Origin of the sequence: Pseudomonas sp. BT76 TE3572, from assembly GCF_050435365.1 — a bacterium.
GTDB classification, from domain to species: domain Bacteria; phylum Pseudomonadota; class Gammaproteobacteria; order Pseudomonadales; family Pseudomonadaceae; genus Aquipseudomonas; species Aquipseudomonas fluorescens_W.
In genome coordinates, this window is sequence record NZ_JBNDKE010000001.1 from 5847520 (window position 1) to 5872475 (window position 24956).

At 58.1% G+C, this 24956-nt stretch carries 26 protein-coding genes and 1 pseudogene; 16 read left to right on the top strand and 11 right to left on the bottom strand.

The genetic code is table 11. The features are described 5' to 3' along the window. The first annotated feature begins 155 nt into the window (after positions 1-155). Positions 156-1013 carry a peptidoglycan DD-metalloendopeptidase family protein gene (locus ABH912_RS26660; RefSeq protein ID WP_033059904.1) on the top strand — a complete coding sequence of 286 codons (858 nt, stop codon included), beginning with the start codon at positions 156-158 and terminating at the stop codon, positions 1011-1013. Between the two features lie 105 nt (positions 1014-1118). Further along, positions 1119-2126, top strand: a complete 1008-nt coding sequence (gene rpoS / locus ABH912_RS26665) for an RNA polymerase sigma factor RpoS (protein WP_033059902.1) — start codon at positions 1119-1121, stop codon at positions 2124-2126. A 484-nt stretch (positions 2127-2610) separates the two neighbouring features. Here rpoS and fdxA read toward each other — a convergent pair whose 3' ends face one another. Further along, positions 2611-2934, bottom strand: coding sequence for a ferredoxin FdxA (fdxA, locus tag ABH912_RS26670; protein ID WP_003222178.1), 324 nt, complete (start codon positions 2932-2934; stop codon positions 2611-2613). Between the two features lie 142 nt (positions 2935-3076). After that, positions 3077-5656, bottom strand: a complete 2580-nt coding sequence (mutS, locus tag ABH912_RS26675; RefSeq protein ID WP_429512005.1) for a DNA mismatch repair protein MutS — start codon at positions 5654-5656, stop codon at positions 3077-3079. Positions 5657-5867: 211 nt separating this feature from the next. On the opposite strand from mutS, the gene ABH912_RS26680 reads away from it, so the two are divergent. From ABH912_RS26680 to recX, 7 genes and pseudogenes are all read left to right on the top strand, one after another. Beyond that, entirely contained in the window at positions 5868-6602 is a 735-nt protein-coding gene (locus tag ABH912_RS26680; RefSeq protein WP_033053938.1) for a LexA family transcriptional regulator, read from the top strand. Positions 6603-7110: 508 nt separating this feature from the next. Further along, a complete protein-coding gene (locus tag ABH912_RS26685; protein WP_033053935.1) occupies positions 7111-7458 on the top strand; it encodes a phage holin family protein in 348 nt (115 codons plus the stop codon). 220 nt (positions 7459-7678) lie between these two features. Continuing rightward, on the top strand, positions 7679-8242 hold the full coding sequence (locus tag ABH912_RS26690) for a glycoside hydrolase family 19 protein (protein ID WP_033053934.1): 564 nt from the start codon (positions 7679-7681) through the stop codon (positions 8240-8242). 2 nt (positions 8243-8244) lie between these two features. After that, positions 8245-8364: pseudogene (locus ABH912_RS26695) on the top strand (lysis protein); the annotation flags it as partial. A gap of 80 nt (positions 8365-8444) precedes the next feature. Next, positions 8445-8945, top strand: a complete 501-nt coding sequence (locus tag ABH912_RS26700; RefSeq protein ID WP_429512008.1) for a CinA family protein — start codon at positions 8445-8447, stop codon at positions 8943-8945. An 83-nt stretch (positions 8946-9028) separates the two neighbouring features. Continuing rightward, on the top strand, positions 9029-10081 hold the full coding sequence (recA, locus tag ABH912_RS26705) for a recombinase RecA (RefSeq protein WP_007907270.1): 1053 nt from the start codon (positions 9029-9031) through the stop codon (positions 10079-10081). Positions 10082-10089: 8 nt separating this feature from the next. Then, entirely contained in the window at positions 10090-10557 is a 468-nt protein-coding gene (recX, locus tag ABH912_RS26710; RefSeq protein WP_429512010.1) for a recombination regulator RecX, read from the top strand. 45 nt (positions 10558-10602) lie between these two features. Here recX and ABH912_RS26715 read toward each other — a convergent pair whose 3' ends face one another. Continuing rightward, on the bottom strand, positions 10603-11721 hold the full coding sequence (locus ABH912_RS26715) for a TIGR00730 family Rossman fold protein (RefSeq protein WP_429512012.1): 1119 nt from the start codon (positions 11719-11721) through the stop codon (positions 10603-10605). Between the two features lie 364 nt (positions 11722-12085). On the opposite strand from ABH912_RS26715, the gene ABH912_RS26720 reads away from it, so the two are divergent. Further along, complete coding sequence (locus tag ABH912_RS26720; RefSeq protein ID WP_033053930.1) at positions 12086-12280, top strand: hypothetical protein; 195 nt, start codon at positions 12086-12088, stop codon at positions 12278-12280. Here the strand turns inward: ABH912_RS26720 and ABH912_RS26725 are convergent, their stop codons facing one another. Next, on the bottom strand, positions 12281-12706 hold the full coding sequence (locus tag ABH912_RS26725) for a PA3611 family quorum-sensing-regulated virulence factor (protein ID WP_033053929.1): 426 nt from the start codon (positions 12704-12706) through the stop codon (positions 12281-12283). A gap of 189 nt (positions 12707-12895) precedes the next feature. Between ABH912_RS26725 and ABH912_RS26730 the strand changes: the two genes are divergently transcribed. From ABH912_RS26730 to ABH912_RS26740, 3 genes are all read left to right on the top strand, one after another. Then, complete coding sequence (locus ABH912_RS26730) at positions 12896-13630, top strand: tRNA-uridine aminocarboxypropyltransferase (protein ID WP_429512015.1); 735 nt, start codon at positions 12896-12898, stop codon at positions 13628-13630. A 263-nt stretch (positions 13631-13893) separates the two neighbouring features. Continuing rightward, complete coding sequence (erdR, locus tag ABH912_RS26735; RefSeq protein ID WP_033053926.1) at positions 13894-14541, top strand: response regulator transcription factor ErdR; 648 nt, start codon at positions 13894-13896, stop codon at positions 14539-14541. Between the two features lie 79 nt (positions 14542-14620). Further along, positions 14621-14983: a diacylglycerol kinase gene (locus ABH912_RS26740; protein ID WP_008010143.1), complete on the top strand. Its 363-nt coding sequence runs from the start codon at positions 14621-14623 to the stop codon at positions 14981-14983. Here the strand turns inward: ABH912_RS26740 and ABH912_RS26745 are convergent. After that, a complete protein-coding gene (locus tag ABH912_RS26745) occupies positions 14980-15906 on the bottom strand; it encodes a LysR family transcriptional regulator (protein WP_008153977.1) in 927 nt (308 codons plus the stop codon). The two genes, ABH912_RS26740 and ABH912_RS26745, sit on opposite strands and share 4 nt — an antisense overlap. A 150-nt stretch (positions 15907-16056) precedes the next feature. Here ABH912_RS26745 and fpr point away from each other — a divergent pair, with 150 nt between their 5' ends. After that, positions 16057-16836 carry a ferredoxin-NADP reductase gene (gene fpr / locus ABH912_RS26750; RefSeq protein WP_003443014.1) on the top strand — a complete coding sequence of 260 codons (780 nt, stop codon included), beginning with the start codon at positions 16057-16059 and terminating at the stop codon, positions 16834-16836. A 132-nt stretch (positions 16837-16968) separates the two neighbouring features. Here the strand turns inward: fpr and tsaA are convergent, their stop codons facing one another. From tsaA to rimO, 6 genes are all read right to left on the bottom strand, one after another. Then, positions 16969-17667 carry a tRNA (N6-threonylcarbamoyladenosine(37)-N6)-methyltransferase TrmO gene (gene tsaA / locus ABH912_RS26755; protein WP_429512017.1) on the bottom strand — a complete coding sequence of 233 codons (699 nt, stop codon included), beginning with the start codon at positions 17665-17667 and terminating at the stop codon, positions 16969-16971. Between the two features lie 55 nt (positions 17668-17722). Beyond that, entirely contained in the window at positions 17723-18493 is a 771-nt protein-coding gene (locus ABH912_RS26760) for an SDR family oxidoreductase (RefSeq protein WP_429512019.1), read from the bottom strand. A gap of 136 nt (positions 18494-18629) precedes the next feature. Continuing rightward, a complete protein-coding gene (locus tag ABH912_RS26765; protein WP_033058945.1) occupies positions 18630-19100 on the bottom strand; it encodes a DUF1456 family protein in 471 nt (156 codons plus the stop codon). Positions 19101-19175: 75 nt separating this feature from the next. Next, complete coding sequence (locus ABH912_RS26770) at positions 19176-19886, bottom strand: rRNA pseudouridine synthase (protein WP_090187685.1); 711 nt, start codon at positions 19884-19886, stop codon at positions 19176-19178. Positions 19887-20076: 190 nt separating this feature from the next. Further along, complete coding sequence (locus ABH912_RS26775; RefSeq protein ID WP_046054606.1) at positions 20077-20550, bottom strand: GNAT family N-acetyltransferase; 474 nt, start codon at positions 20548-20550, stop codon at positions 20077-20079. A 113-nt stretch (positions 20551-20663) separates the two neighbouring features. Further along, a complete protein-coding gene (rimO, locus tag ABH912_RS26780) occupies positions 20664-22001 on the bottom strand; it encodes a 30S ribosomal protein S12 methylthiotransferase RimO (protein ID WP_008153968.1) in 1338 nt (445 codons plus the stop codon). 444 nt (positions 22002-22445) lie between these two features. Here rimO and ABH912_RS26785 point away from each other — a divergent pair, with 444 nt between their 5' ends. After that, a complete protein-coding gene (locus ABH912_RS26785) occupies positions 22446-24347 on the top strand; it encodes a potassium transporter Kup (RefSeq protein ID WP_033058951.1) in 1902 nt (633 codons plus the stop codon). A 308-nt stretch (positions 24348-24655) separates the two neighbouring features. Next, positions 24656-24946, top strand: a complete 291-nt coding sequence (locus ABH912_RS26790) for a type II toxin-antitoxin system Phd/YefM family antitoxin (RefSeq protein ID WP_429512022.1) — start codon at positions 24656-24658, stop codon at positions 24944-24946. Positions 24947-24956: the final 10 nt, after the last annotated feature.

The following is a 24956-nucleotide window of genomic DNA, read 5'->3' on the forward strand; positions in this document are numbered from 1 at the left end:
GATCAGTTAAACGGGATTCATCGTCAGGCAGCAAACGTGTGCGAGAAGCCATTTCGTTTCATTAAAGGTAAAGCCTGCACGGCCCGTTATACTTGCGACATTTCATGCCGGAACACGGCAATCCACATTTTCAGCCACCACAAAGGGAGCGGCGGGTGAGTCTCACAGTCATTGCGCAGCGAATGGGTAAAACGAGCTTTCAGCGCCTGGTGACTGGCCTTGTTTTGAGCACCTTGCTGGTCGGTTGTTCCAGTAACAAGTCGAGTGAAGTACGCGTCGTCGATCGCAACAACGCGGTCGCCCAGCGTCCGGCAGTGACCACGGGTCAATACGTCGTTCGACCTAAAGACACCTTGTTCTCCATTGCCTTTCGCTACGGCTGGGACTACAAAGCCCTCGCGGCCCGCAACAACATTCCTACGCCGTATACGATTCATCCGGGTCAGACGATTCGCTTTGACGGTCGCACCGGTTCAACGCCGACGCCGGTGGCCAGCTCCATAGATTCAACGCCTTCTTCGTCGCTGAAAACCACGGTTATCCGGCGCCAGGCGAATGGCGCAACCACCAGCACAGCAGTGGTTGTACCGTCCGTCGCCAGCAAGTCGACCCCTGCTCCGATGCCTCCTGCCGGTCCGGCCCCGACCGGCTGGGGATGGCCATCTAATGGCATTCTCATTGGTAAATTCTCTTCAAACGGCAGTTTGAATAAAGGAATTGATATCGCCGGGGATTTGGGACAGCCTGTTTTAGCTGCGTCTGATGGGACGGTGGTGTACGCCGGGAGTGGCTTAAGGGGCTACGGCGAATTAGTCATCATCAAACACAGCGATACCTACGTCAGTGCCTACGGACATAACCGCAGGCTGTTGGTTCGGGAGGGGCAGCAGGTCAAGGTCGGACAGACAATTGCCGAAATGGGGTCAACAGGAACAGACCGGGTGAAACTGCATTTTGAGATTCGCCGACAAGGTAAACCAGTAGATCCGCTGCAATTCCTGCCACGTCGTTGATCGCTTTCCAGCCTGTTCCGTCGCGTAGAGGGAACAGGCTCCAGCGTTGCCAAGGATAAAGGCGCCGCTTGAGCCTGAGGTCGAACTCACCAAAGGACTATAACAATGGCTCTCAGTAAAGAAGTGCCGGAGTTTGACATCGACGATGAGGTTCTCCTGATGGAGACCGGCATCGGTACGGATTCGATGTCGAATGATGAAGGGGCTGCTCCACCTTCCGTTCGTGCCAAATCCAAACACTCCGCCACGCTAAAGCAACACAAGTACATTGACTACACGCGTGCACTCGATGCCACGCAGCTGTACCTCAATGAGATTGGCTTTTCCCCTCTGCTGTCCCCCGAAGAAGAAGTTCATTTTGCGCGCTTGTCGCAAAGTGGAGATCCGGCTGGGCGCAAACGCATGATTGAAAGTAACCTGCGGCTGGTGGTGAAAATCGCCCGGCGTTACGTCAATCGTGGCCTGTCGCTGCTGGACTTGATCGAAGAGGGCAACCTCGGGCTTATCCGGGCAGTAGAGAAGTTCGACCCCGAACGCGGCTTCCGCTTTTCGACCTACGCAACCTGGTGGATTCGTCAGACCATCGAGCGCGCGATCATGAATCAGACCCGGACCATCCGGTTGCCGATTCATGTGGTCAAAGAGCTCAACGTGTACCTGCGGGCTGCACGGGAGCTGACGCAAAAACTCGATCACGAACCCTCGCCCGAAGAAATTGCCAACCTGCTGGAAAAACCAGTGGGAGAGGTCAAGCGCATGCTCGGCCTGAACGAGCGGGTTTCTTCGGTCGACGTCTCGCTGGGTCCGGATTCGGATAAAACCCTGCTGGACACCCTAACCGATGACCGTCCAACCGATCCATGTGAACTGTTGCAGGATGACGACCTGTCCCAGAGCATCGATCAATGGCTCTCGGAGCTGACTGACAAGCAACGCGAAGTGGTGATACGCCGCTTCGGCCTGCGCGGTCACGAGAGCAGCACGCTTGAAGATGTAGGCCTGGAGATTGGCCTGACCCGGGAGCGGGTCAGACAGATTCAGGTTGAAGGCCTGAAGCGTCTTCGGGAGATTCTCGAGAAGAATGGCCTGTCGAGCGAGTCGCTGTTTCAATAAGCAATTTGCTGAGTAAGCCCTAAAAACCCCGACTGGTTCGGGGTTTTTTATTTCCTGGGAGGCGGGCTGGAAGTTCCCTCCGTAATCACATCTGCTTTGTAGTCTCTCGCTGTAAGTGTTTGCTTACTCTTTCGTAAGTATTCGCTAATTTCATGGGTAGCAGCCGTACATATTCCTATGTGAGACATGTTTAACTGATTGATTTATATGCTTATTTTTTAATATTAATAGCTTGTGACAGCCAGTTTCAGCTAACCGGGGCGTTTGCTCTTGGTGGGGAATTCTCTAGTATCTGAACTGTGTCGACGGACAGACACGCCCTTCAAGGACGAGGGGAAAGGACATCGCAGGAAGCGATTCATCAGGACGATGAAAAGGAACACAGGGAATAGGGAAAAAATGTGGGCGGGTCAGACCGCCCCTTTTTTTTGCCTGCAGAAAAGCAAAAAGGCCCACAAGGGGCCTTTTCGAGAACGCGGGGTAATCAGCGTTCGAGGTCTTTGATCTTGCCTTTGACGCCATCCCACTCTTCGGCGTCGGGCAACGATTCTTTCTTCTCGGTGATGTTGGGCCAGATTTCCGCCAGCTCAACGTTCAGCTGAATAAATTCCTGCATGTCTTCCGGGACTTCATCTTCGGAGAAGATGGCCACGGCAGGGCACTCTGGTTCGCACAGTGCGCAGTCGATGCACTCATCCGGGTGAATCACCAGGAAATTCGGGCCTTCGTAAAAGCAGTCCACCGGACAGACTTCTACGCAGTCGGTGTACTTGCACTTGATGCAGTTGTCGGTGACGACGAAGGTCATTTCTAATTTTCTCCTCAGGCGGCGGCAGCGGAGCCCCTTCACGTTGGGGTCGCCAGGTTTGGGAGCGATAGTCTGCTGGTCAGGCTATAAGCCAGCAGCATCCCAAACCGCGCGAGATTCTAACAGCTTGCAGGCAAGTGCGTTAGATCCGTGTCTTTAGTGTATAGAGCATTTCGAGCGCGCGACGCGGTGTCATGTCGTCAAGATCAAGTTTGGCCAGATCATCCAGCACCGGATGCGGCAGGCTGGCGAACATGTCGCTCTGCTGCGGCGCGGCCGGTTTGCCTTTGGCGGTCTTGGGAACTTCATGAGGCAGGGCGGTCGCTTCCAGCCGGCCCAGGTGTTCGCGGGCGCGCACGATAACTTCGCTCGGCACACCGGCCAACTGCGCAACCGCAAGGCCGTAGCTCTGGCTGGCGGGCCCTGGTAGCACGTGGTGCAGGAACACGATGCGTTCGTTGTGCTCGGTGGCATTGAGGTGAACGTTGGCCACCAGCGGTTGCGCTTCCGGTAGTACCGTCAGCTCGAAGTAGTGGGTGGCGAACAGCGTATACGCCCGCAGATGCGCCAGGCGTTCGGCCGCAGCCCATGCCAGGGACAGACCGTCGAAGGTGCTGGTGCCGCGACCGACTTCGTCCATCAGCACCAGGCTGCGCTCGGTGGCGTTGTGCAGGATGTTCGCGGTTTCGCTCATTTCGACCATGAAGGTCGAACGCCCGCCCGCCAGGTCGTCGCTGGAACCGATCCGGGTGAAGATCCGGTCGACCAGGGACAATTCGCAACTGGCCGCCGGCACGAAGCTACCGATGTGCGCCAGCAGCACGATCAACGCGGTCTGGCGCATGTAGGTGGATTTACCGCCCATGTTCGGACCGGTGATTACCAGCATGCGGGTGCTGTCATCGAGGCTCAGATCGTTGGCCACGAACGGCGTGGTGAGTACTTGCTCGACCACCGGGTGACGACCCTGGCTGATGCGCATGCACGGCTCGCTGACGAAACGCGGGCAGTTCAGGTCCAGATTCAGTGCACGCTCGGCGAGGTTGCTCAGCACGTCCAGTTCGGCCAGTGCCGCGGCGGTGTCTTGCAACGGTGGCAACTGGGCGATCAAATCTTCGAGCAGCGCTTCGTAGAGCATCTTCTCGCGCGCCAGGGCGCGGCTCTTGGCTGACAGCGCCTTGTCTTCGAACGCCTTCAGTTCCGGGGTAATGAAACGCTCGGCACCCTTGAGGGTCTGGCGACGGATATAGTCGGCGGGTGCCGATTCGGCCTGCTTGCTCGGCAACTCAATGAAGTAACCGTGAATGCGGTTGTAACCGACTTTCAGGTTGGCCAGGCCGGTGCGGGCCTTCTCCCGGGCTTCCAGATCGATCAGGAACTGCCCGGCGTTTTCGCTGAGCGATTGCAGCTCGTCGAGTTCGCTGTCGTAACCGGTTTTCAACACGCCGCCGTCACGGATCACCGCTGGCGGGTTGTCGATGATGGCTTTCTCCAGCAGCGCCGCCAGTTCCGGATAGGTGCTGGTGGTCGTTGCCAGTTGAATGATGTGCGGAGCTTCAAGCTCGGCCATTGCCACCTGCAACTCTGGCAGCGCGCCGAGGGCATCGCGCAGACGCGCCAGGTCGCGAGGACGGGCATTGCGCAGGCCGATCCGCGCCAGGATCCGCTCGATGTCGCCGATCTCCTTGAGCTGCGGTTGCAGTTTCTCGAAGCGGTAACCGTCGAGCAGGCAGGTAATCGAGGTCTGGCGCGCCTGCAATACGGTCAGATCCCGCAGCGGACGGTTCAGCCAGCGGGTCAGCAGGCGGCTGCCCATGGCGGTCTGGCAGCGGTCGACCACCGATTGCAACGTGTTGTCGCGACCGCCAGCCAGGTTGGTATCCAGTTCCAGGTTGCGACGGCTCGCGCCGTCCAGCACCACGGTGTCGTCCAGGCGTTCATGACGCAGGCTGCGCAAATGGGGCAGGGCAGTGCGCTGGGTTTCCTTGGCGTAGCTGAGCAGGCAACCGGCGGCGCCGATGGCCAGGGTCAGGTTCTCGCAGCCGAAACCTTTCAAGTCCTGGGTGGAAAACTGCTGGCAAAGACTTTTCAGCGCCGAATCACGTTCGAAATCCCACGGCGCACGGCGACGAACCCCACGACGTTTCTCCGCCGGCAGATCCTTCGGCCAGTCATCCGGGATCATCAGCTCTACCGGATTGACCCGCTCCAGTTCTGCCAGCAGGTTTTCCCAGCCCTTGATCTCCAGCACGGTGAAGTTGCCGCTGGTGATATCCAGCACCGCCAGGCCGAACAGACGCTCGTCACCCAGCACTGCCGCGATCAGGTTGTCCCGACGCTCATCCAGCAGCGCTTCATCGCTGACCGTGCCCGGCGTGATGATCCGCACCACCTGACGATCCACCGGTCCTTTGCTGGTAGCCGGGTCGCCGACCTGCTCACAGATCACCACCGACTCGCCGAGCTTGACCAGTTTCGCCAGGTAACCTTCCGCTGCGTGGTAAGGAATCCCACACATCGGAATCGCCTGACCCGCCGACTGCCCACGGGCGGTCAGGGTGATGTCCAGCAATTTGGCGGCCTTCTTTGCGTCTTCATAGAAGATTTCGTAGAAGTCGCCCATGCGGTAGAACATCAGCTGGTCAGGGTGCTGGTTTTTCAGGCGCCAGTACTGCTGCATCATTGGCGTGTGGGAGGACAGATCGGAGAGCGCTTTATTCATCGGATAATCAGGCAAATTCGTTGAAAGGTGTAGGGCAAAGGAGGGGCATCGGCCCGGCTTTTCCGCGATGGGCGCAAGGTTAACATGGGCGGTCCACCCGACGCAGGCATGAAAGCCCTGCGATGCATTTCTTCTGTCTATGCACGACTTATGCGCTGTTTATGCAATTTGGCATTTGTCTTCTTCGAAAAGAACAAGCACTATGCGTTTTATGCAAAAACGCAATGTTTCTACCGTCTTAAGAGCGCTGCTCGATCAGCACGGGATCTCCCCCACGGAGCTTCACCGTCGCACCGGCGTGCCTCAATCCACTCTCTCGCGGATCCTCAGCGGGAAGATCGTTGATCCCTCGGATAAACACATCTCGAAGATCGCCGAGTACTTCGCCGTGAGCACCGACCAGTTGCGGGGCCGTGTGGATGTCGCGCCGGCAGCCAGCACCGGGCGCGATCAATTGCATTCGGAACTCAAGGACATAAGTCTGTGGGACGACGATACGCCCGTCGACGATGACGAGGTATCGGTCCCCTTTCTTCGCGAGGTTGAATTGGCTGCTGGATCAGGAAGATTCGTCATCGAAGAGAGCGAGCGCTCTAGCCTGCGCTTCGGCAAGCGAAGTTTGCGCCACAATGGCGTGCAGTTCGACCAGGCGAAATGCGTGACGGTGCGCGGCAACAGTATGTTGCCGGTACTGCGCGACGGCGCCACCGTCGGCGTTAATGCCGGCAAGTGCGGAATCGGCGATATCGTGGATGGCGACCTTTATGCCATCAACCATAACGGCCAACTGCGGGTGAAACAGCTTTATCGCCTGCCTACCGGGATCCGCCTGCGCAGCTTCAATCGCGATGAACATCCGGACGAGGACTACACCTTCCAGGAAATCCAGGAAGAGCAGATTGTCATCCTCGGTCACGTCTTCTGGTGGGGCATGTACGCCCGTTAACCTCACCGCTGTCAGATAAAGCCCGCCACTGAGCGGGTTTTTTTTCGCCTACCGAAAAGCTGTCAGTGCCTTTGCCTGCGGGTCTTTCATGCGCCTATGCATTTCAAGCGAATAAATAAATGCATTTGTGCATTGACTGTATATGCATCCATGCATATTCTTTGTCTCAAGCAGCTCAACAAAGCAGCTCGAAACGAAGCTCTTTAGTTCCACCAAAAAGGCAGCGATGAACCGGCCTCAACGGTTCAGAGGGTTGGCAACTGACCCGGGTGTGCAGCGTAAAGCACCACAAGCAGTTATCCGGCGGGCAGGGACCGCGGTCGGAAAAACAATTTGAATCGATCCGTACCGCGCCAGTAGCGCCGAAAGGTCAACGCGAAGGACCGCATTACTGAAAAGCCCGGCCAACACCGGGCTTTTTGGAATGCCTACCTACCGTCAGGCACACCAAGAGTCACCGTTTGAAAGATACACATATCACTCATCAATCACCCCCCGGAGGCGTGACATGACAAACGAGCAACAAGCGTTGCTGGACATGCCGATCTGGCTGGTCATCGTCCTCGCCCTGGTGGGCGGGGTGTCCGGCGAAATGTGGCGCGCCGACAAGGAGGGCGCCCGCGGCTGGTCATTGCTGCGGCGCCTAGCCCTGCGATCCGGGGCCTGCATGGTCTGCGGGGTCTCGGCCATCATGCTGCTGTATGCCGCCGGCGTGTCGATCTGGACGGCTTGCGCGTTCGGTTGCCTGACGGCGATGGCCGGGGCAGACGTTGCCATTGGCCTTTATGAACGTTGGGCGGCCAAGCGAATTGGCGTTTGCGAAGTGCCGCCGCGAGATAACCCCCAGGATCACTGAGCACAAAGCCCAATGGAATGGCGAGCAGCGGTGCCGACCGGCATCCGACCCGCAAGGACGCGGGTTTCCCAAGACCAGTACTTTTCACTCAAGCCTGCCAACAAGCGGGTTTCTTATTGCCCGGTGAAAACACCATGAAGATCACCCCACTGATAACTCAACTGCGTGATCACTGCCCAAGTCTTGTCGATCGTGTCGCCGCCGGCATTCTGGAGGCCATATGACCGTTACGCAGCAACAACTACAGATCGTTATGCCCAACGCTCGATCCCAAGCGGGCGTTTTCATTTCTGCACTCAACACCGCCATGACCCACCACAACATCAACACCCCCAAACGCATCGCCGCCTTCCTCGCGCAAGTCGGTCATGAATCAGGGCAATTGCAGTACGTACGAGAACTGGGTAGTACTCAATACCTGAGCAAATACGACACAGGCACCCTGGCCGCCCGTTTGGGTAACACTTCGGAGCCCGACGGCGACGGTCAAAAATACCGTGGTCGAGGCCTGATTCAGATCACTGGTCGCGACAATTACCGTCAGTGCAGTCTCGGACTCTTCGGTGATGATCGTTTACTGTTTTTGCCAGGGCTTCTGGAAAAGCCCCGGTGGGCCGCCGAGTCGGCCGCGTGGTTCTGGGAGCAAAATGGCTTCAACGAACTGGCCGACCGCGACCAGTTCAACAGCATCACCCGCCGCATCAACGGCGGTCTGAACGGGCTGCAAGACCGTTTGCAACTCTGGGCGCGGGCGAGGGCGGTGTTATGCCAGCCTTCGGTTTGATCCCGCGCGCCCGACTTGACCCGGCGCATGCTCAGCGAATTATCGCCATCACCGACGCCGGCGACCGCGGATTGATTGCCTTGCAGGCCTGTCAGGCTTATATCAGAGCCCTCGCTCGCTAACATTTTGATCAATCCTGCGCCTTGCAAGCGCGTTACGCTCGTGTACGGTAGTTCTCATTCCGCATCCTCAGGAGATGACCGTGAAAGAAATCACCCAACTGGCCGCTGAACTTGGCAGGCGCATGCAGGTTCTCAATGCCCACGTCGCCGCCGCCGAGTCCTGTACCGGCGGCGGGATCAGCGAGGCGATCACCCGGATTCCGGGGAGTTCGGCATGGTTCGAGGCGGGTTATGTCACCTATTCCAATCGCCAGAAAACCGAGCAATTGAATGTCCCGGTCGAGTTGTTTTCGACGGTGGGGGCGGTCAGTCGCGAGGTGGTCGAGGCCATGGTCCGAGGCGCGCAGGAAAAAAGCCGGGCGCGTTTTGCCGTGGCGGTCAGTGGTGTGGCGGGACCGGATGGCGGTTCGCCGAGCAAGCCGGTGGGCACGGTGTGGCTGGCGTGGGGCGTTGGTGAACAGGTGTTCAGCGAGGTGCAGTACTTTCCCGGCAACCGTGAAGAGGTCCGCCGACAAACGGTGAAGGCCGCGCTAGAGGGGCTGCTGCGCCATGCCGCTGGAGAAATCTCAAATCAGGGGTAGGCGATCCTGAAACGCTGTGGAATAATACTGGCTACTTATACAGGTGTTGGCCGTCAGGCCTTATTGATTACGTGAGGACTTTAATGGACGACAACAAGAAGAAAGCCTTGGCTGCGGCCCTGGGTCAGATCGAACGTCAATTCGGCAAGGGTGCCGTAATGCGTATGGGCGATCAGGACCGTCAGGCGATCCCGGCTATCTCCACTGGCTCTCTGGGTCTGGACATCGCGCTCGGCATTGGCGGTCTGCCAAAAGGTCGTATCGTTGAAATCTACGGTCCTGAATCCTCCGGTAAAACCACGCTGACACTGTCGGTGATCGCCCAGGCTCAAAAAGCCGGCGCGACCTGCGCATTCGTCGATGCTGAACACGCCCTTGACCCTGAGTATGCCGGCAAACTGGGCGTCAACGTCGACGACCTGCTGGTTTCGCAGCCGGACACCGGCGAGCAAGCCCTGGAAATCACCGACATGCTGGTGCGTTCCAACGCGGTTGACGTGATCATCGTCGACTCCGTGGCGGCTCTGGTTCCAAAGGCTGAAATCGAAGGCGAAATGGGTGACATGCACGTGGGCCTGCAAGCCCGTCTGATGTCCCAGGCGCTGCGTAAAATCACCGGTAACATCAAGAACGCCAACTGCCTGGTTATCTTCATCAACCAGATCCGTATGAAAATCGGCGTGATGTTCGGCAGCCCGGAAACCACCACCGGTGGTAACGCGCTGAAGTTCTACGCTTCGGTTCGTCTGGACATCCGCCGTACTGGCGCGGTGAAAGAAGGTGACGAGGTTGTCGGTAGCGAAACCCGCGTCAAGGTTGTGAAGAACAAGGTGGCTTCGCCGTTCCGTCAGGCCGAGTTCCAGATTCTTTACGGCAAAGGCATCTACCTCAATGGCGAGATGATCGACCTGGGCGTGCTGCACGGTTTTGTTGAAAAGTCCGGCGCCTGGTATGCCTATGAAGGCACCAAGATCGGTCAGGGCAAGGCCAACTCGGCCAAGTTCCTGGCAGACAATCCGGAAATCGCCGCCAAGCTCGAGAAGCAACTGCGTGACAAGTTGCTGACTCCAGCGCCGGACGTCAAAGCATCGCCAGTCAAAGAGACTGCTGATGACCTGGCTGACGCAGATATCTGATTGATCCGATGACCGCCGTACTCGATACACTCGTCGCGGTGCGGCGAACCGCAATGGACCTGCTCGCGCGACGCGAGCACGGTCGAGTCGAGTTGACGCGTAAACTGCGTCAACGCGGCGCCCTCCCAGAAATGATCGACACGGCACTCGACCGTTTGACGGAAGAAGGCCTGCTGTCCGAATCCCGCTACCTCGAAAGCTTTGTTTCCTACCGTGCCCGTTCCGGTTATGGCCCTTTGCGTATTCGTGAAGAGTTGAGCCAGCGCGGCCTGCAACGTACCGACATCGAACTTGCTTTGCGCGAGAGCGGTATCAACTGGCAGGGACAACTGGAAGACACCTGGCGGCGAAAGTTTTCCGGGCATTTACCGATAGACGCCCGGGAACGTGCCAAACAAGGCAGGTTCCTGAGTTATCGGGGATATTCCATGGAAATGATCAGCCGCTTGTTCAGCGGCCGAGGGATGGACGATTGACTGAAACGGCTCGCTATTTCGATAGCGGGCCGTTTTTTTTTTTGCTTACGTTACCTTGGACGGTTCCCGCGAGCGCTGTTGCGCCTGGGGTTGGGATTGCGCCCAGTTTTCCGGCAGGTTGATGTAGTCCACCAGTTCCCGCAGGCGTCCATGATCACGGGCGTTGAAGGTGAAAGCGAGTCGCGCCAGGTGGCTGAACTGCGGTTCGTCGTGTTCCTCTCCGCTGTAAGCATGTTGATGGAAATGATCGCTCAGACACAGGTCGGCAAATGACTCCTGCATGTGTTCGAGCGCCTGGTCGCTGAGCTTGTGATTCATGCGGATCACGAATTGATGCTTGAGCCAGCGGCTGGAGTGGAAGTTGCTGTAGAACTGGTTGATCTGCTCCACAGCCTCTTCCGCGCTGTAGACCAGACTGACGAGTTTCATATCGGTCGGCAGGATGTAGCGATTTTCCTCCAGTTGATGGTGAATGAAGTCCAACGCGCCTTGCCAGAATTTGCCGCCGGGAGCGTCCAGCAATATCACGGGCACCAGCGGGCTTTTACCAGTCTGGATCAGTGTCAGCACTTCCAGCGCTTCATCCAGGGTACCGAAACCGCCAGGGCACAGGACCAGCGCATCGGCTTCCTTGACGAAGAACAGCTTGCGGGTAAAGAAGAAGTGGAAGGGCAGCAGGTTGGTAGTGCCATTCACGGTGGGATTGGCATGCTGCTCGAAGGGCAGGGTGATATTGAATCCCAGGCTGTGTGCCAGGCCGGCACCTTCATGAGCCGCTGCCATGATGCCGCCACCGGCACCGGTAATGACCATCAGGTCTGAGCGCGCCAGCGCGGCGCCGAGCTCTCGGGCCAGACCGTACAGCGGATGTTCTATCGGTGTTCGGGCCGAGCCGAAAACGGTGACCTTTCGGCGCCCCCTGAATTGCTCCAGAACACGAAAAGCGTGTTCCAGTTCGCGTAGGGCTTGCAGGGTGATCTTGGCATTCCAGCGGTTGTGATCTTCCTGGGCCATGCGCAGCACGGTCAGGATCATGTCGCGGTAGATCGGGATGTTCGGGCTGTTGGGTGAAACCAGGTTGAGTTGCTCTTCGACCTTGCTGATGAGGTCGTGGCCGCTTTCTTCAAAATGACGGCTCAGGAGGTCATTCGGTTGGTAAGGCATCAACTTCTCCTTCCATACAGGCTCTGTTTTTCCCTTGGATGAAGGAAACATTCGCACGACAAGACGTGCAATGGGCAGCCCTTTCCTGCCCTTAAAATTGAACGTGAACACTATGAATCTAGACCCTCGCGGAGGTTTCCGCTGACTTGATCATTGCGCCGCAAAGTCTTTCCTGGCAACCGCTTATTGGCGATTTGCAAGGTGCTTTCACCGCTCGTCTGAACGCCAGGCGAGTGTCCGACAGTCTGATTTACTAATATGACAGGCACGACAACATCTTTGCGTCAAAGGCAGGGCGCACGGTACAAGCGGTTCAAGGATTTTATCGCTCAAGCAAGGGCGAGGTGCAGGGAGGCGGGAAGCGATGGCCAGAGTCATTCTGGAGATCGATACGCAACTGTATCGATTACTGAAGTCATCGGCCGAGACCAATCATTTGAGTCTCGAAGAGGAGTGTTGCCGACGTCTGGAGGGCGCCGAACGACGTTCACGTTATTTGCAGGCGTTGTTGGCAGAACTGCGCGCCGAGGATGAACAGCGGCGCGCCAATTCCCAATGATTACTTCTTCTTGGTCGGAGCCGCTTTCGGGCAATCCGATTCCTGATAGCTGGCGGAGCCGACCGAGCGGTTGGTCTTCACCTCAGTGAAGTCGTAACGCATGACCGCGCCCTTGGCCATCAGTTTGCGGAACGATGGGTTGTTGCATACGGAAGCGCCAAGCTGGAAATACACGGCTTTGGGGTCGGCACGCATCTTGTTGGCGTGGCTGCTTTGTACGCTTAGATGGTTGATCAGCGTGTTGCCTTCGACGGTGTAGCCCTGATCAAGAATGTCTTCGTTGATCGCCCGTGGAGTACCAACACTGCTTTGTGTGGCGACGTTTCGCAGCTCTCGGTTGAGATTCTGCTCACTCAAGGATGCAGCCTGAGCGCTGAAGGACGACGCCAGCAAAATGGCAGCGGTGGGAACGATAAGGCGCAGCATGAAACTCTCCTGGTTCAGTGACTGGTGGTTCGACCCGTCACATGACTGTGCGTTCAGTGGCGGCGAATTATAGGGGACGAGGCCTGGACGGTACAGGCTTGCGCCGGCTGCTCTGATAAACTGCCGCCACTTTCTGCCCTGCCGAGTGTTTTTCGTGTCGATTTTCTTCCCCTGCCGGCGTTGCCTGCGATGAACCCTGCACCCCCACGCTTTGCTGCAAACGCAGTAGCCCGCTTGCGCGATGAGCGAGAGGAAGAGGGCATCAAGCCGATTCAGGCCCGCGGCTGGAGGGCACCGCGTTGCCGAGCCTGCCGCGTGATCGAGAGCCACTGCCTGTGCGCCTGGCGCCCGCAAGTCGAGGCCCGTTCTGGCGTGTGCCTGATCATGACCAACAAGGAAGTGTTCAAACCGAGCAACACCGGTTGGCTGATCGCCGATGTGGTGCGCGACAACCATGCGTTCATCTGGTCGCGTACGGAAGTTGATGAGCAACTGCTGGCGCTGCTGGCCGACCCGCAATGGCAGCCCTATCTGGTGTTTCCGGGTGAGTATGTCGAACCCGAGCGTGTCACAAACAGCGTCGATGCCGATAGTTCGAAGCGTCCCCTGTTCATTTTGCTGGATGCCACCTGGACAGAAGCCCGGAAGATTTTCCGCAAAAGTCCCTACTTTGATCGGCTTCCGATCCTGAGCCTGTTGCCCGAGAAGTTGTCGCGGTATCGGTTGCGCCGATCGACCCGCAGCGAGCATTTATGCACAGCCGAAGTGGCGGCGTTGTGTCTCGATCTGGCCGGTGATACCGAGGCAGCGTCGGCACTGGACGCCTATTTCGACGTGTTCAGCCAACATTACCTTGATGCCAAACATCAGCTTGAAATGAATGTTGCAACACCGGCACACGCCGAGCTGATGCCTTTTGTGTAAACGGCGCCCCTGTCACGCGTTGATTGTCGCCCATACTGCAAAGAACTGTACCGGCCATGCACCTTGACCACCCCGACTTCGCTGGGCATGCTTGGCGCCGATTGGGGCGCGGCCAAGTTTGATACGCCGTATTCTTTACGTGGATTGCCACGTGATTGGCGTTGAACGTGCCCTGTTGGTGCAGCTCCGTGGCTGTACCTCGAGTTGTTTTGGCGAAGCCTGAATGCATCGGGCGTCCCATAAAAAACAGGATCATTTGAAAAATGGCCACATACGAAATCCTGATTGCCGATGACCACCCTCTTTTTCGTAGCGCCCTGCATCAAGCGTTGACCCTGGGCCTGGGCCCGGAAGTCCGTCTGGTGGAAGTGGCAAGCATTGCCGAGCTGGAAACCCGTCTGGACGAGAAGTCCGACTGGGATCTGGTGCTGCTGGACCTGAATATGCCGGGGGCCTACGGCTTTTCAGGGCTGGTGCTGTTGCGCGGTCAGTATCCGCAGATTCCGGTGGTCATGGTGTCGGCCCAGGAAGAAGCCTCGATCATGGTCAAGTCCCGTGAATTCGGCGCCAGCGGTTTCATCCCCAAGTCCAGTGATCTGAGCGTCATCCAGAAAGCTGTACGCGCGGTGCTCGACGGTGATGTGTTCTGGCCGCCCCAGGCGTTCGAGGCAGTCAGCGTTTCCGCCGAAGCCAAGGCCGCCAGCGAAGGCCTTGCGAGCCTGACGCCTCAGCAGTTTCGTGTCCTGACCATGGTCTGTGAAGGCTTGTTGAATAAGCAGATTGCCTATGAGCTGAGCGTTTCCGAAGCGACGATCAAAGCGCATGTGACGGCGATTTTTCGCAAGCTGAATGTGCGAACCCGGACCCAGGCAGCCTTGCTTCTGCAACAACTTGAGTCAATTTCGAACTAATCAGGCGCGGCGCGTTCACGCTTTTTTGACTTTGCTTAATCTAGCTTTCCCACTTCTTTTTTGGTCAGTTGCCCACTTTATGTCACCTTTCAAAGGCCAAACCGGCCTAAAACGCATCCTCAACGCCTCCGGTTACTCGCTGGACGGCCTGCGTGCAGCCTTCACCGGCGAAGCGGCTTTTCGGCAACTGGTGTTGCTCAACGTCATATTGATTCCGCTGTCGTTCTTCCTGAACGTCAGCCGCGTCGAACAGGCGTTGCTGATTGCCGTCTGCCTGTTGGCGTTGATTGTCGAATTGCTCAATTCGGCAGTGGAAGCGGCCATCGACCGTATTTCCCTTGAATTGCACCCGTTGTCCAAGAACGCCAAGGACATGGGCAGCGCCGCTCAGTTCGTAGCCTTGAGCATGATTGCGCTGGTCTGGGCAGTCATCCTGCTTTAAGCAATGGTGGGCAGAACGATCTCGTCGCTGCGCTGAACCCCGGCGGTGAAAGCGCGGCACAGATCGAGGAATTCACGCATCGCCGACGTCTGATATTTCTGTTTGTGCCAGATGAAATAGAACTGCCGCGCCAGATCCAGATCCGGCGTCTCTACGGGCACCAGGCTGCCGCGGCGGAAGGCATCGCGCAGTGCCAGACGAGAAATGCAGCCAATCCCCAACCCGGACTCCACCGCACGCTTGATCGCTTCGGTGTGTTCCAGTTCCAGCCGGATATTCAGCGAGCTGCGATGGTGACGCATGGCCTGGTCAAAGGTCAGTCGCGTGCCAGAACCCTGTTCACGCAGAATCCAGGCCTCATGAGTCAACTCTTCCATGGTCGCCGTGCCGCGCTTGGCCAGTGGATGCTGGGGCGCGCAGAACACCACCAATTCATCCTCGACCCAGCTCTGCACTTCGATGTCCGGATGACTGCAGTCGCCTTCGATTAGACCCAGATCAATTTCATAGTGGGCGACTTGCTGCACAATGTTGGCAGTGTTCTGCACGTGCAGCTTCACCTGGCTTTCCGGATGGCGCTGCATGAAGCTGCCGATCAGCAAGGTGGCCAGGTAATTGCCGATGGTCAAGGTCGCGCCGACCGCCAGGGAGCCGAATCCCGACTTGCCATTGAGCAAGTCTTCGATTTCCTTGGACTGGTCGAGCAGCGCCACCGCTTGCGGCAGCAGCTGTTTGCCGAGGGCGTTGAGGCTCAGCCGTTTGCCGGCGCGGTCGAACAGCTGGCAGCTGGACTGACGCTCTAGCTCGGTGATCGAGGTGCTCGCCGCCGATTGCGAGAGGTTGAGCAGACCCGCAGCACGGGATACGCTTTCCTGCTGGGCGACGGCGACGAATACTTGAAGTTGACGGAGAGTAAATCGCATATCGATATAACCGATAACCCTTATCTTAATAATCCAGTTAACAGATATTGTCGCTGCCATTAGAATGCGATGCAATTGCGCACAGCAGCTCATTTTTTGCAGAGCAGGCGCAGAGCACGCGCAGACAAAATCTCCAGGAGTCCCACGTACATGAGCAACATGAACCACGAGCGTGTCCTCAGTGTTCATCACTGGAACGACACTCTGTTCAGCTTCAAGTGCACCCGCGACCCGGGCCTGCGCTTCGAGAACGGTCAGTTCGTGATGATCGGCCTGCAACAGCCCAACGGCCGGCCGCTCATGCGCGCTTACTCGATTGCCAGCCCGAACTGGGAAGAGCATCTCGAGTTCTTCAGCATCAAGGTGCCTGATGGCCCGCTGACTTCCCAGCTGCAGCATCTGAAGGAAGGCGACGAGATCATCATCAGCAAGAAGCCTACCGGCACGCTGGTGCTGGATGACTTGAAGCCTGGCAAACATTTGTACCTGCTCAGCACCGGTACCGGTCTGGCGCCGTTCATGAGCGTCATCCAGGACCCGGAAACCTACGAGCGTTTCGAAAAAGTGATCCTGTGCCACGGCGTACGGTACGTCAACGAAGTCGCTTACCGCGAGTTCATCACCGAGCACTTGCCGCAGAACGAGTTCTTCGGCGAGGCCCTGCGTGACAAGTTGATCTACTACCCGACCGTGACCCGTGAGCCGTTCGAGAACGAAGGTCGCCTGACCGACCTGATGCGCAGCGGCAAGCTGTTCAGCGACATCGGTCTGCCGCCAATCAACCCGCAGGACGACCGCGCGATGCTGTGCGGCAGCCCGAGCATGCTCGACGAGACCAGCGAAGTGTTGAACAGCTTCGGCCTGAAAGTGTCGCCGCGGATGCGTGAGCCGGGTGATTACCTGATCGAACGAGCGTTCGTCGAGAAGTAAGCAAATCACCTAACGGCTTTGCTTTCCCTGTGGGAGCGAGCCTGCTCGCGATAGCGGTGTGTCAGTCGACAGTAATGCTGACTGACACACCGCTATCGCGAGCAGGCTCGCTCCCACAGTGGTTTCTGGCGTTCAGACTTTTGCGGGAATGACTTCCAAGACGCGAATAATCCCCGCCTGGGGATAATGCCAACGCACATCCAGATCCCAGAATTGCGCGCCATATTCCCGTTCGGGCGTAGGAATCTGGTACGCCGGGCGTGGGTCTTGTGCCAGGCATTGCTCAATCAGCTCCACCAGCGGTTCTTCAAGGCGCTGAGCGTGGCCGTGGGCTTGTTGCAGTGCTGAATCCGTCCACTGCACGGGAATCAGCTGCGGCGCAGCGCTGGCAATGCTGTTGGAGGCCGTATCGATGATGTCGGCGTAAGGCACGTAGGGTTTGATGTCGAGAATCGGTGTGCCGTCCAGCAGGTCGATGCCGGATATCCACAGGCGATTGGCTTCAACCTTATCCAGCTTCACCACGGATTGGCCGATGCCATTGGGCCGATGCGTCGCGCGGGTGGCGAACACACCCATGGATTTGTTACCGCCGAGACGAGGAGGGCGGACTTTCAGCCGTGGCTTTTCTTCCAGCGCCTGGTGAAACAGGAACAGCAGCCACACGTGGCTGACCTGTTCCAGACCTTGCACCGCATCGCCCTGATCGAACGGCGCCACCAGTTCCAGTACGCCGCGAGCGGCCGGGGCCAGTTGTGGTTGGCGCGGGATCGCAAACTTCTCCTTGAAGCAGGAGCGCACGAAGCCGACGGGGGAGACGCTGTAGGTCATGGGTTTGGGGTCAGAGCGATTTGAGGGTGAGCATGATAACCCACCCAAAGATCGTTCAGAGACTGAACCCGCCATCCAGCGGAATGATGTTCCCGGTCATGTAAGCGCCGGCCGTACTCGCCAGACTGATCGCCAGCGCCGCCATCTCTTCCTCCCGGCCCCAGCGTTTCATTGGAATCAACGCCGTGTCGTCGGCCAACGCCTGCTCATCATTGCCGATGTGCTGCGTCATCTTGCTCGGAAAACGCCCCGGCGCGATGACGTTGACGTTGATGTGCTGGCCTACCAGCTCCCGCGCCAGAATCCGTGACAATTGATGCAGGGCAGCCTTACTTGGTCCGTAGGCATAAGCCTGTTCACCAAAGGAAGAAATCCCCGCCACCGAGCCGATATTGATAATTCGCGCCGGATTCGCGGCCGAACCAGCCTTACGCAGCAACGGCAAAAACTGCTGAATGCAGTTGAACACCGAGGTCACGTTAAGCTGCATGACCTTTTCCCAGCCCTTGACCGGGTAGCTCGCCAGCGGCGCACCCCACGTGGTGCCGGCGTTGTTCACCAGAATATCCAGCTGGGTGATCTGTTCTCCCAATTGTGTAGCCAACTGAAGTACACCTTCTTCAGTGGCGAGATTGGCCGCCACGGCATGGCAGCGCCCGAACGCGCTCAACTCGTCAGCCGTTTGCTGACAGGCTTCGGCATCCCGGGCACACACGTACACAGTGGCGCCGGCTTCGACAAAAGCCTTGGCGATCATTTTGCCGATACCACGGGTGCCGCCGGTCACCAGAGCGGTGCGGCCTTGCAGGGAAAAATACGGGTGCATGGCGAATCCTGAGAGCTGAGGGTCAATACACCCTAGTCGTCAGCCGCCAGAAGCGGAGCCACTATTTTTGCGAGGAATGAGGGTCTATACAGCCTGGCTTTGAGCCGCAGGTTTGCAGCTCAAGGCCAGCGGGCATTTACTGCGGGCGAACGCGCAGAGTCAGGCCCTTGAGGAAGTTGCGCAGCAACTGGTCGCCGCACGGGCGGTAGTTGGTGTGGCCGAACTTGCGGAACAGCGCGCTCAGCTCAGGCTTGGACACCGGGAACTCGGAGGCCTTGAGGATGGCGTGCATGTCGTCTTCTTTCAGTTCGAAAGCCACACGCAGTTTCTTCAGGATGATGTTGTTGGTCACCGGCACTTCGATCGGCTGCGGCGGACGGCTTTCGTCCTTGCCGCGCTTGAAGATCACCAGGCCATCGAGGAAATGCGCAATGACTTCATCCGGGCAGCGTACGAAGCCTTCCTCGTCTTCCTCTTTCTTGTCGAGGTACGTCACCAGGTCTGCCAGGGCCACGTCCATGCCCCCGAGCTTGATGATCTCGATGACTTTCTTGTCGCTGATGTCGAGCATGTAGCGCACGCTGCGCAGTACGTCGTTATGAATCATGGTGTGCAATCCTGATATTCAGCAGTGGGCGCCGCGTCAACAGCGGCGCCAAAATGTGTGGCGGCGTGAAAAGTCTTAGAACTTCTCTTTGCCGGACAGGTAACGCCATTGGCCCAACGGCACTTTGCCGATGGACACGCCGCCAATGCGGATGCGGCGGATGGCGACAACCTTCAGGCCTACGGCCTGGCAGAACAGGGCGATGACGCCCGGTTGTGGGTTCTTCATCGCAAAACGCAGGCGGTTTTCGTTCTGCCAGCTGGCTTTGACCGGCGGCAGTTCCTTGCCCTTGTAGGTCAGGCCGTGGTTCAGGCGGTTGAGGCCGTGAGCCACCATGTCGCCTTCAACTTCGACCACATACTCTTGCTCGATCTTGGCGGAGTCGGCAGTGAGTTTGCGCAGGATCTTCCAGTCCTGGGTGAACACCAGAAGACCGCTGGCGTTGGCCTGCAGGTCGGTACTGGCGGTCAGGCGCAGGAAGTGGCCTTTGAGCGGACGTTTGCTGAAGCGGTGTTCTTCGCTCAAGGTCTCGGCGCTGATCGTTGCCATGGCCGTTTCCGCGTCCATGCCCGCCGGAACGTTGAACAGGATGGTCACCGGCTCCGGCGCAGTGGCCTTGGCCTCCGGGTCGAGCTCGACTTTCTGGGTGTCGACCTTGAACTGCGGCTCGTCGATGACTTCGCCGTCCACGGTGACCCAGCCGCCCTCGATGAACAGCTCAGCCTCCCGACGGGAACAGCCGACGAGTTCGATGAGGCGTTTGGAGAGACGAATCGGGTCAGTCATGACAGGGCCGTAACAAAAAAGGGGTGGGCATTGTACCTGCGTGGCGCCGGTTAATCCCGGTTCCATTTGCGCCGCGTGGCTTTTTGTAGGAGCGAGCCTGCTCGCGATAGCGGTAGTTCAGTCAATTTATCTGTTGACTGACACACCGCTATCGCGAGCAGGCTCACTCCTACACTGGATCCGCGTTGTGTCAGCCGTGTTGTGAGCATTGTTGATTTTGGCGCAAACGCATGTGCAGCAGCGGATAAGGCTGTCCCATACCATCGACTTCCGAACGGCCAATCACCTCGAAGCCCTGTTTGAAGTAGAAACCCAGGGCCTGCGGGTTCTGTTCGTTGACGTCCAGTTCATCGGCATTCAGGTGTTCCATCGCATAGCGCAGCAACTGCTTGCCCAGGCCCTGGCCGCGGTGAGCCGGGTCGATGAAGAGCATTTCGATCTTGCCCGCCGCGACCCCGGCGAACCCGGTGATGCGCTGGCGCGGGTCTTTGGTGCAGATCAGCATCACCGCATCGAGGTACCGCGTCAGCACCAGGTTCTTCAGCAGTTCGATGTAGCTGTCCGGCAGAAAGTCATGGGTGGCGCGCACCGAGGCTTCCCAGACTTGAGTGAGCTCTTGGTAGTCGCTCTGTTTCGGCGTGTGGATGACCGAATGTTGGCGCATGGCCGGCTGCCCCTTTTGCAGTTGATGATGCGAATCCTTTCTCCCACAAAACGATAGACGTAAAAAAGCCCCGCATCTCGTCAAGAGAGCAGGGCTTTTCGTATTTTTTGCGTTTAGATCTGTTCAGCCCACAGGTCGTATTCGTCTGCGTCGGTCACTTTGCACCAGACTTTATCACCTGGTTTCAGGTTGCTGCCGTTGTCGATGAACACGTTGCCGTCGATTTCCGGGGCATCGAAGAAGCAGCGGCCAACCGCGCCTTGCTCGTCGACTTCATCGACCAATACTTCGATTTCACGGCCAACGCGCATTTGCAGGCGAGCCGAGCTGATGGCCTGCTGGTGCGCCATGAAGCGATCCCAGCGGTCTTGCTTGACGTCGTCCGGCACGATGGCCGCGTCCAGCAGGTTGGCCGGTGCGCCTTCGACTGGCGAGTACTGGAAGCAGCCGACGCGGTCCAGTTGGGCCTCGGTCAGCCAGTTCAGCAGGTACTGGAAGTCTTCTTCGGTTTCGCCAGGGAAGCCAACGATGAAGGTCGAACGGATGATCAGGTCCGGGCAGATTTCGCGCCAGTTCTTGATGCGCGCCAGGGTCTTGTCTTCGAAGGCCGGGCGTTTCATCGCTTTGAGGATTTTCGGGCTGGCGTGCTGGAACGGGATGTCCAGGTACGGCAGGATTTTCCCGGCGGCCATCAGCGGAATCAGCTCGTCGACGTGCGGGTACGGGTAAACATAGTGCAAACGAACCCAGACGCCGAGGGTGCTCAGGGCTTCGCAGAGTTCGGTCATGCGGGTTTTCACCGGCGCGCCGTTCCAGAAACCGGTGCGGTATTTCACGTCGACGCCGTAGGCGCTGGTGTCTTGCGAGATCACCAACAGCTCTTTGACACCGGCCTTGACCAGGCGCTGAGCCTCGTCCAGTACATCACCGACCGGACGGCTGACCAGTTTGCCGCGCATCGACGGGATGATGCAGAAGCTGCAGCTGTGGTTGCAGCCTTCGGAAATCTTCAGATAAGCGTAGTGGCGCGGGGTCAGCTTGATGCCTTGCGGCGGCACCAGGTCGATCAGCGGATTGTGATCCTGACGCGGCGGCACGGCGTCGTGCACGGCGTTGACCACTTGCTCGTATTGCTGCGGACCGGTCACGGCCAGCACGCTTGGGTGTACCTTGCGAATGTTGCCTTCTTCGACGCCCATGCAGCCGGTCACGATGACCTTGCCGTTTTCCTTGATGGCTTCGCCGATCACTTCCAGAGACTCAGCCTTGGCCGAGTCGATGAAGCCGCAGGTGTTGACCACCACGACATCGGCGTCCTCGTAAGTGGACACAACGTCATAGCCTTCCATGCGCAGCTGGGTAAGGATGCGCTCGGAGTCGACCAGTGCTTTGGGGCAACCCAGGGATACGAAGCCAACTTTTGGATTGGCCGGCGCAGGAGTGGTGGACATGTCTAACCTCGGTATTTGTGACGCCTCCAGCCGAAGACGGCAAGGCGACAGACGGGCGCTTGGCGTCCTGCCTCGTGAATACGCTGCTTTTTGACGAGTGACTGTTGTTGCCAGGCAAGGCGCCGCGCCGAGTCATAGCTTGCTATGGCGAGAAGCGGCAACGCAGTATGGCAACAACAGGCGCCGTCAAAAAACAGCAGTATTCGCGAGGCAGGACGCTTAGCCTCTGATCAAAAAGTGCGCAATTCTAGCGATGAGAGGCGCACTTGACCAGCTTTATGCAGGGAAATACGACGAGTGCTGCGCTATGCTTCGCGCCTTTACGCTTTACCGATTTTTTACAGTCAACAAAACGTCTGTAACAGTAAGTAAAACAGCGCATGCTGCACGGCAAAGCATAGTGCTTCTTCCAAAGAAGTCCGGTCTGGGTAGTAGGAGTGGTGGATGGGTCAGGCAAGTAGTCAGGCGGCAGGCGCCGAGCATTCGGCGGCAAAGCCGATCGGCATGCTGGTCGCGGCGGTCGGGGTGGTTTATGGCGATATCGGCACGAGCCCGCTGTACACCCTCAAAGAAGTGTTTTCCGGTGGCTATGGCGTGCCCGTCAATCATGACGGGGTGCTGGGGATTCTGGCGCTGATCTTCTGGTCGCTGATCTGGGTTGTGTCGATCAAGTACATGATGTTCGTACTTCGCGCCGACAACCAGGGCGAAGGCGGGATCATGGCCTTGACCGCCCTCGCTCGGCGGGCTGCGGCCGGGCATCCGAAGTTGCGCACTCTGCTGGTGGTCTGCGGGCTGATCGGCGCAGCGCTGTTCTATGGTGACAGCATGATCACGCCGGCGATCTCTGTGCTCTCGGCGATTGAAGGCCTGGGACTGGCTTTCGAGGGTATCGACCATTGGGTAGTGCCACTGTCGCTGATCGTGCTGGTGGCGCTGTTCCTGATTCAGAGTCATGGAACCGCGCGGATCGGCATCCTGTTCGGGCCAATCATGGTCACCTGGTTTGTGGTGCTGGGGGCGCTGGGTGTCTACGGCATCATGCAGCATCCGGAAGTGTTGAAAGCGATGAACCCGGTGTGGGGCGTACGCTTCTTCGTTGTGCACCCGGGCATGGGCGTGGCGATTCTCGGCGCGGTAGTGCTGGCCTTGACCGGTGCCGAAGCGCTGTACGCCGACATGGGCCACTTCGGTCGCAAGCCGATTGCCCGTGCGTGGTTCATCCTCGTGCTGCCGGCGCTGGTGTTGAACTACTTCGGCCAGGGTGCGCTGCTGCTCGGTGATCCGGAGGCCGCGCGCAACCCGTTCTATCTGTTGGCACCGAGCTGGGCGCTGATTCCATTGGTAGGATTGTCGACCATGGCTACGGTGATTGCCTCCCAAGCGGTGATTTCCGGTGCGTTCTCCCTGACCCGTCAGGCGATCCAGCTCGGTTACATTCCACGCATGCACATTCGGCACACCTCCAGCGCCGAACAAGGCCAGATCTACATTGGCGCGGTGAACTGGGCGCTGATGGTCGGCGTGGTGTTACTGGTGCTGGGTTTCGAATCTTCCGGCGCTCTGGCTTCGGCCTACGGCGTGGCAGTGACCGGGACCATGCTGATGACCAGCATTCTGGTGTCGGCGGTGATACTGCTGCTGTGGAAATGGCCTCCGGTCCTCGCGGTTCCGGTGTTGCTTGGATTCCTCTTGGTAGACGGTGTGTACTTCGCCGCCAACGTGCCGAAAATCGTGCAGGGCGGTGCGTTCCCGGTGATCGCCGGTATCGCCCTGTTTGTGCTGATGACCACCTGGAAGCGCGGCAAGCAACTGCTGGTCGATCGTCTCGACGAAGGTGGATTGCCGCTGCCGATCTTCATCAGCAGCATCGCCGTGCAACCGCCGCACCGCGTCCAGGGCACCGCCGTGTTTCTGACCGCGCGCCCGGATGCCGTGCCCCATGCGCTGTTGCACAACCTGTTGCATAACCAGGTGCTGCACGAGCAAGTGGTGCTGCTGACAGTGGTGTACGAAGACATCCCGCGGGTGCCGACATCACGGCGTTTCGAGGTGGAATCTCACGGCGAAGGCTTCTTCCGGGTGATCCTGCACTTTGGCTTCGTCGACGAGCCGGACGTGCCGCAAGCGCTGAAGCTGTGTCATCTCGATGACCTGGACTTCAGCCCGATGCGCACCACCTACTTCCTCAGCCGCGAGACGGTCATCGCCTCCAAACTCGAAGGCATGGCCCGCTGGCGCGAAGCGCTGTTCGCCTTCATGTTGCAGAACGCCAACGGCAATTTGCGCTTCTTCAATCTGCCGCTGAACCGGGTGATTGAGTTGGGAACGCAGGTGGAGATGTAAGCAACATCCAAAAGCCCCCGTTGCCGAAAGGCGGCGGGGGCTTTTTTGTGGTCGGTGTCTCGGCGCCATTAGTTGCGTTCAGGCCGTTGTTTTTTAGATTCTGCTTTTGTCCGAGTTGGTGGCGGCGTCAGTACCTTCACCACATCATCAATTATTAGATTTACAAATTGTTCGGTTCGTTTTTGTAGGCGTGAAACACGCAGGTTGATCAGTTAGCATTTTTTGCAGCTTGCTGTATGTCGAATTCAACGCAATACTCTACGTAGAACTGTGTGTTCAAATTTGCATGATTGTGTAGAGAGGTGAGTATGACGGCATTACTGGAGCGTGCTGACCAAGCGATATCGGTGACTGCAATGGTCAGGGGGTTCAGCGCAAGGCTCAAAGAAATTTCCAGCCGAGCCACCGAGCGGCTGGTCATTTTCAAGGACAATCAGCCAGCAGCGGTCATTATCAATGTCGATGCATATCAGGAAATGCTCGATGAACTTGAAGATCTGAGGGTTGAAGCAGCCGCTCGGGAGCGACTGATCGGTTTTGATCAGAGCAAGGCAATCAGCCACGACGATTTGCGGGCGCGGTACGCCAGGAAAGACTAAAGGAGCTGTG

Coding starts and splice junctions, on each gene's coding strand:
- rimO (WP_008153968.1), bottom strand. CDS start 22,001: ATGTCCACCACTCCTGCGCCGGCCAATCCAAAAGTTGGCTTCGTATCC.
- recX (WP_429512010.1), top strand. CDS start 10,090: ATGACCGCCGTACTCGATACACTCGTCGCGGTGCGGCGAACCGCAATG.
- ABH912_RS26770 (WP_090187685.1), bottom strand. CDS start 19,886: ATGACTGACCCGATTCGTCTCTCCAAACGCCTCATCGAACTCGTCGGC.
- ABH912_RS26730 (WP_429512015.1), top strand. CDS start 12,896: ATGAACCCTGCACCCCCACGCTTTGCTGCAAACGCAGTAGCCCGCTTG.
- ABH912_RS26685 (WP_033053935.1), top strand. CDS start 7,111: ATGACAAACGAGCAACAAGCGTTGCTGGACATGCCGATCTGGCTGGTC.
- fpr (WP_003443014.1), top strand. CDS start 16,057: ATGAGCAACATGAACCACGAGCGTGTCCTCAGTGTTCATCACTGGAAC.
- tsaA (WP_429512017.1), bottom strand. CDS start 17,667: ATGACCTACAGCGTCTCCCCCGTCGGCTTCGTGCGCTCCTGCTTCAAG.
- ABH912_RS26720 (WP_033053930.1), top strand. CDS start 12,086: ATGGCCAGAGTCATTCTGGAGATCGATACGCAACTGTATCGATTACTG.
- ABH912_RS26690 (WP_033053934.1), top strand. CDS start 7,679: ATGACCGTTACGCAGCAACAACTACAGATCGTTATGCCCAACGCTCGA.
- recA (WP_007907270.1), top strand. CDS start 9,029: ATGGACGACAACAAGAAGAAAGCCTTGGCTGCGGCCCTGGGTCAGATC.
- fdxA (WP_003222178.1), bottom strand. CDS start 2,934: ATGACCTTCGTCGTCACCGACAACTGCATCAAGTGCAAGTACACCGAC.
- ABH912_RS26790 (WP_429512022.1), top strand. CDS start 24,656: ATGACGGCATTACTGGAGCGTGCTGACCAAGCGATATCGGTGACTGCA.
- rpoS (WP_033059902.1), top strand. CDS start 1,119: ATGGCTCTCAGTAAAGAAGTGCCGGAGTTTGACATCGACGATGAGGTT.
- ABH912_RS26775 (WP_046054606.1), bottom strand. CDS start 20,550: ATGCGCCAACATTCGGTCATCCACACGCCGAAACAGAGCGACTACCAA.
- mutS (WP_429512005.1), bottom strand. CDS start 5,656: ATGAATAAAGCGCTCTCCGATCTGTCCTCCCACACGCCAATGATGCAG.
- ABH912_RS26715 (WP_429512012.1), bottom strand. CDS start 11,721: ATGCCTTACCAACCGAATGACCTCCTGAGCCGTCATTTTGAAGAAAGC.
- ABH912_RS26785 (WP_033058951.1), top strand. CDS start 22,446: ATGGGTCAGGCAAGTAGTCAGGCGGCAGGCGCCGAGCATTCGGCGGCA.
- ABH912_RS26765 (WP_033058945.1), bottom strand. CDS start 19,100: ATGATTCATAACGACGTACTGCGCAGCGTGCGCTACATGCTCGACATC.
- ABH912_RS26740 (WP_008010143.1), top strand. CDS start 14,621: ATGTCACCTTTCAAAGGCCAAACCGGCCTAAAACGCATCCTCAACGCC.
- ABH912_RS26760 (WP_429512019.1), bottom strand. CDS start 18,493: ATGCACCCGTATTTTTCCCTGCAAGGCCGCACCGCTCTGGTGACCGGC.
- erdR (WP_033053926.1), top strand. CDS start 13,894: ATGGCCACATACGAAATCCTGATTGCCGATGACCACCCTCTTTTTCGT.
- ABH912_RS26725 (WP_033053929.1), bottom strand. CDS start 12,706: ATGCTGCGCCTTATCGTTCCCACCGCTGCCATTTTGCTGGCGTCGTCC.
- ABH912_RS26745 (WP_008153977.1), bottom strand. CDS start 15,906: ATGCGATTTACTCTCCGTCAACTTCAAGTATTCGTCGCCGTCGCCCAG.
- ABH912_RS26680 (WP_033053938.1), top strand. CDS start 5,868: ATGCAAAAACGCAATGTTTCTACCGTCTTAAGAGCGCTGCTCGATCAG.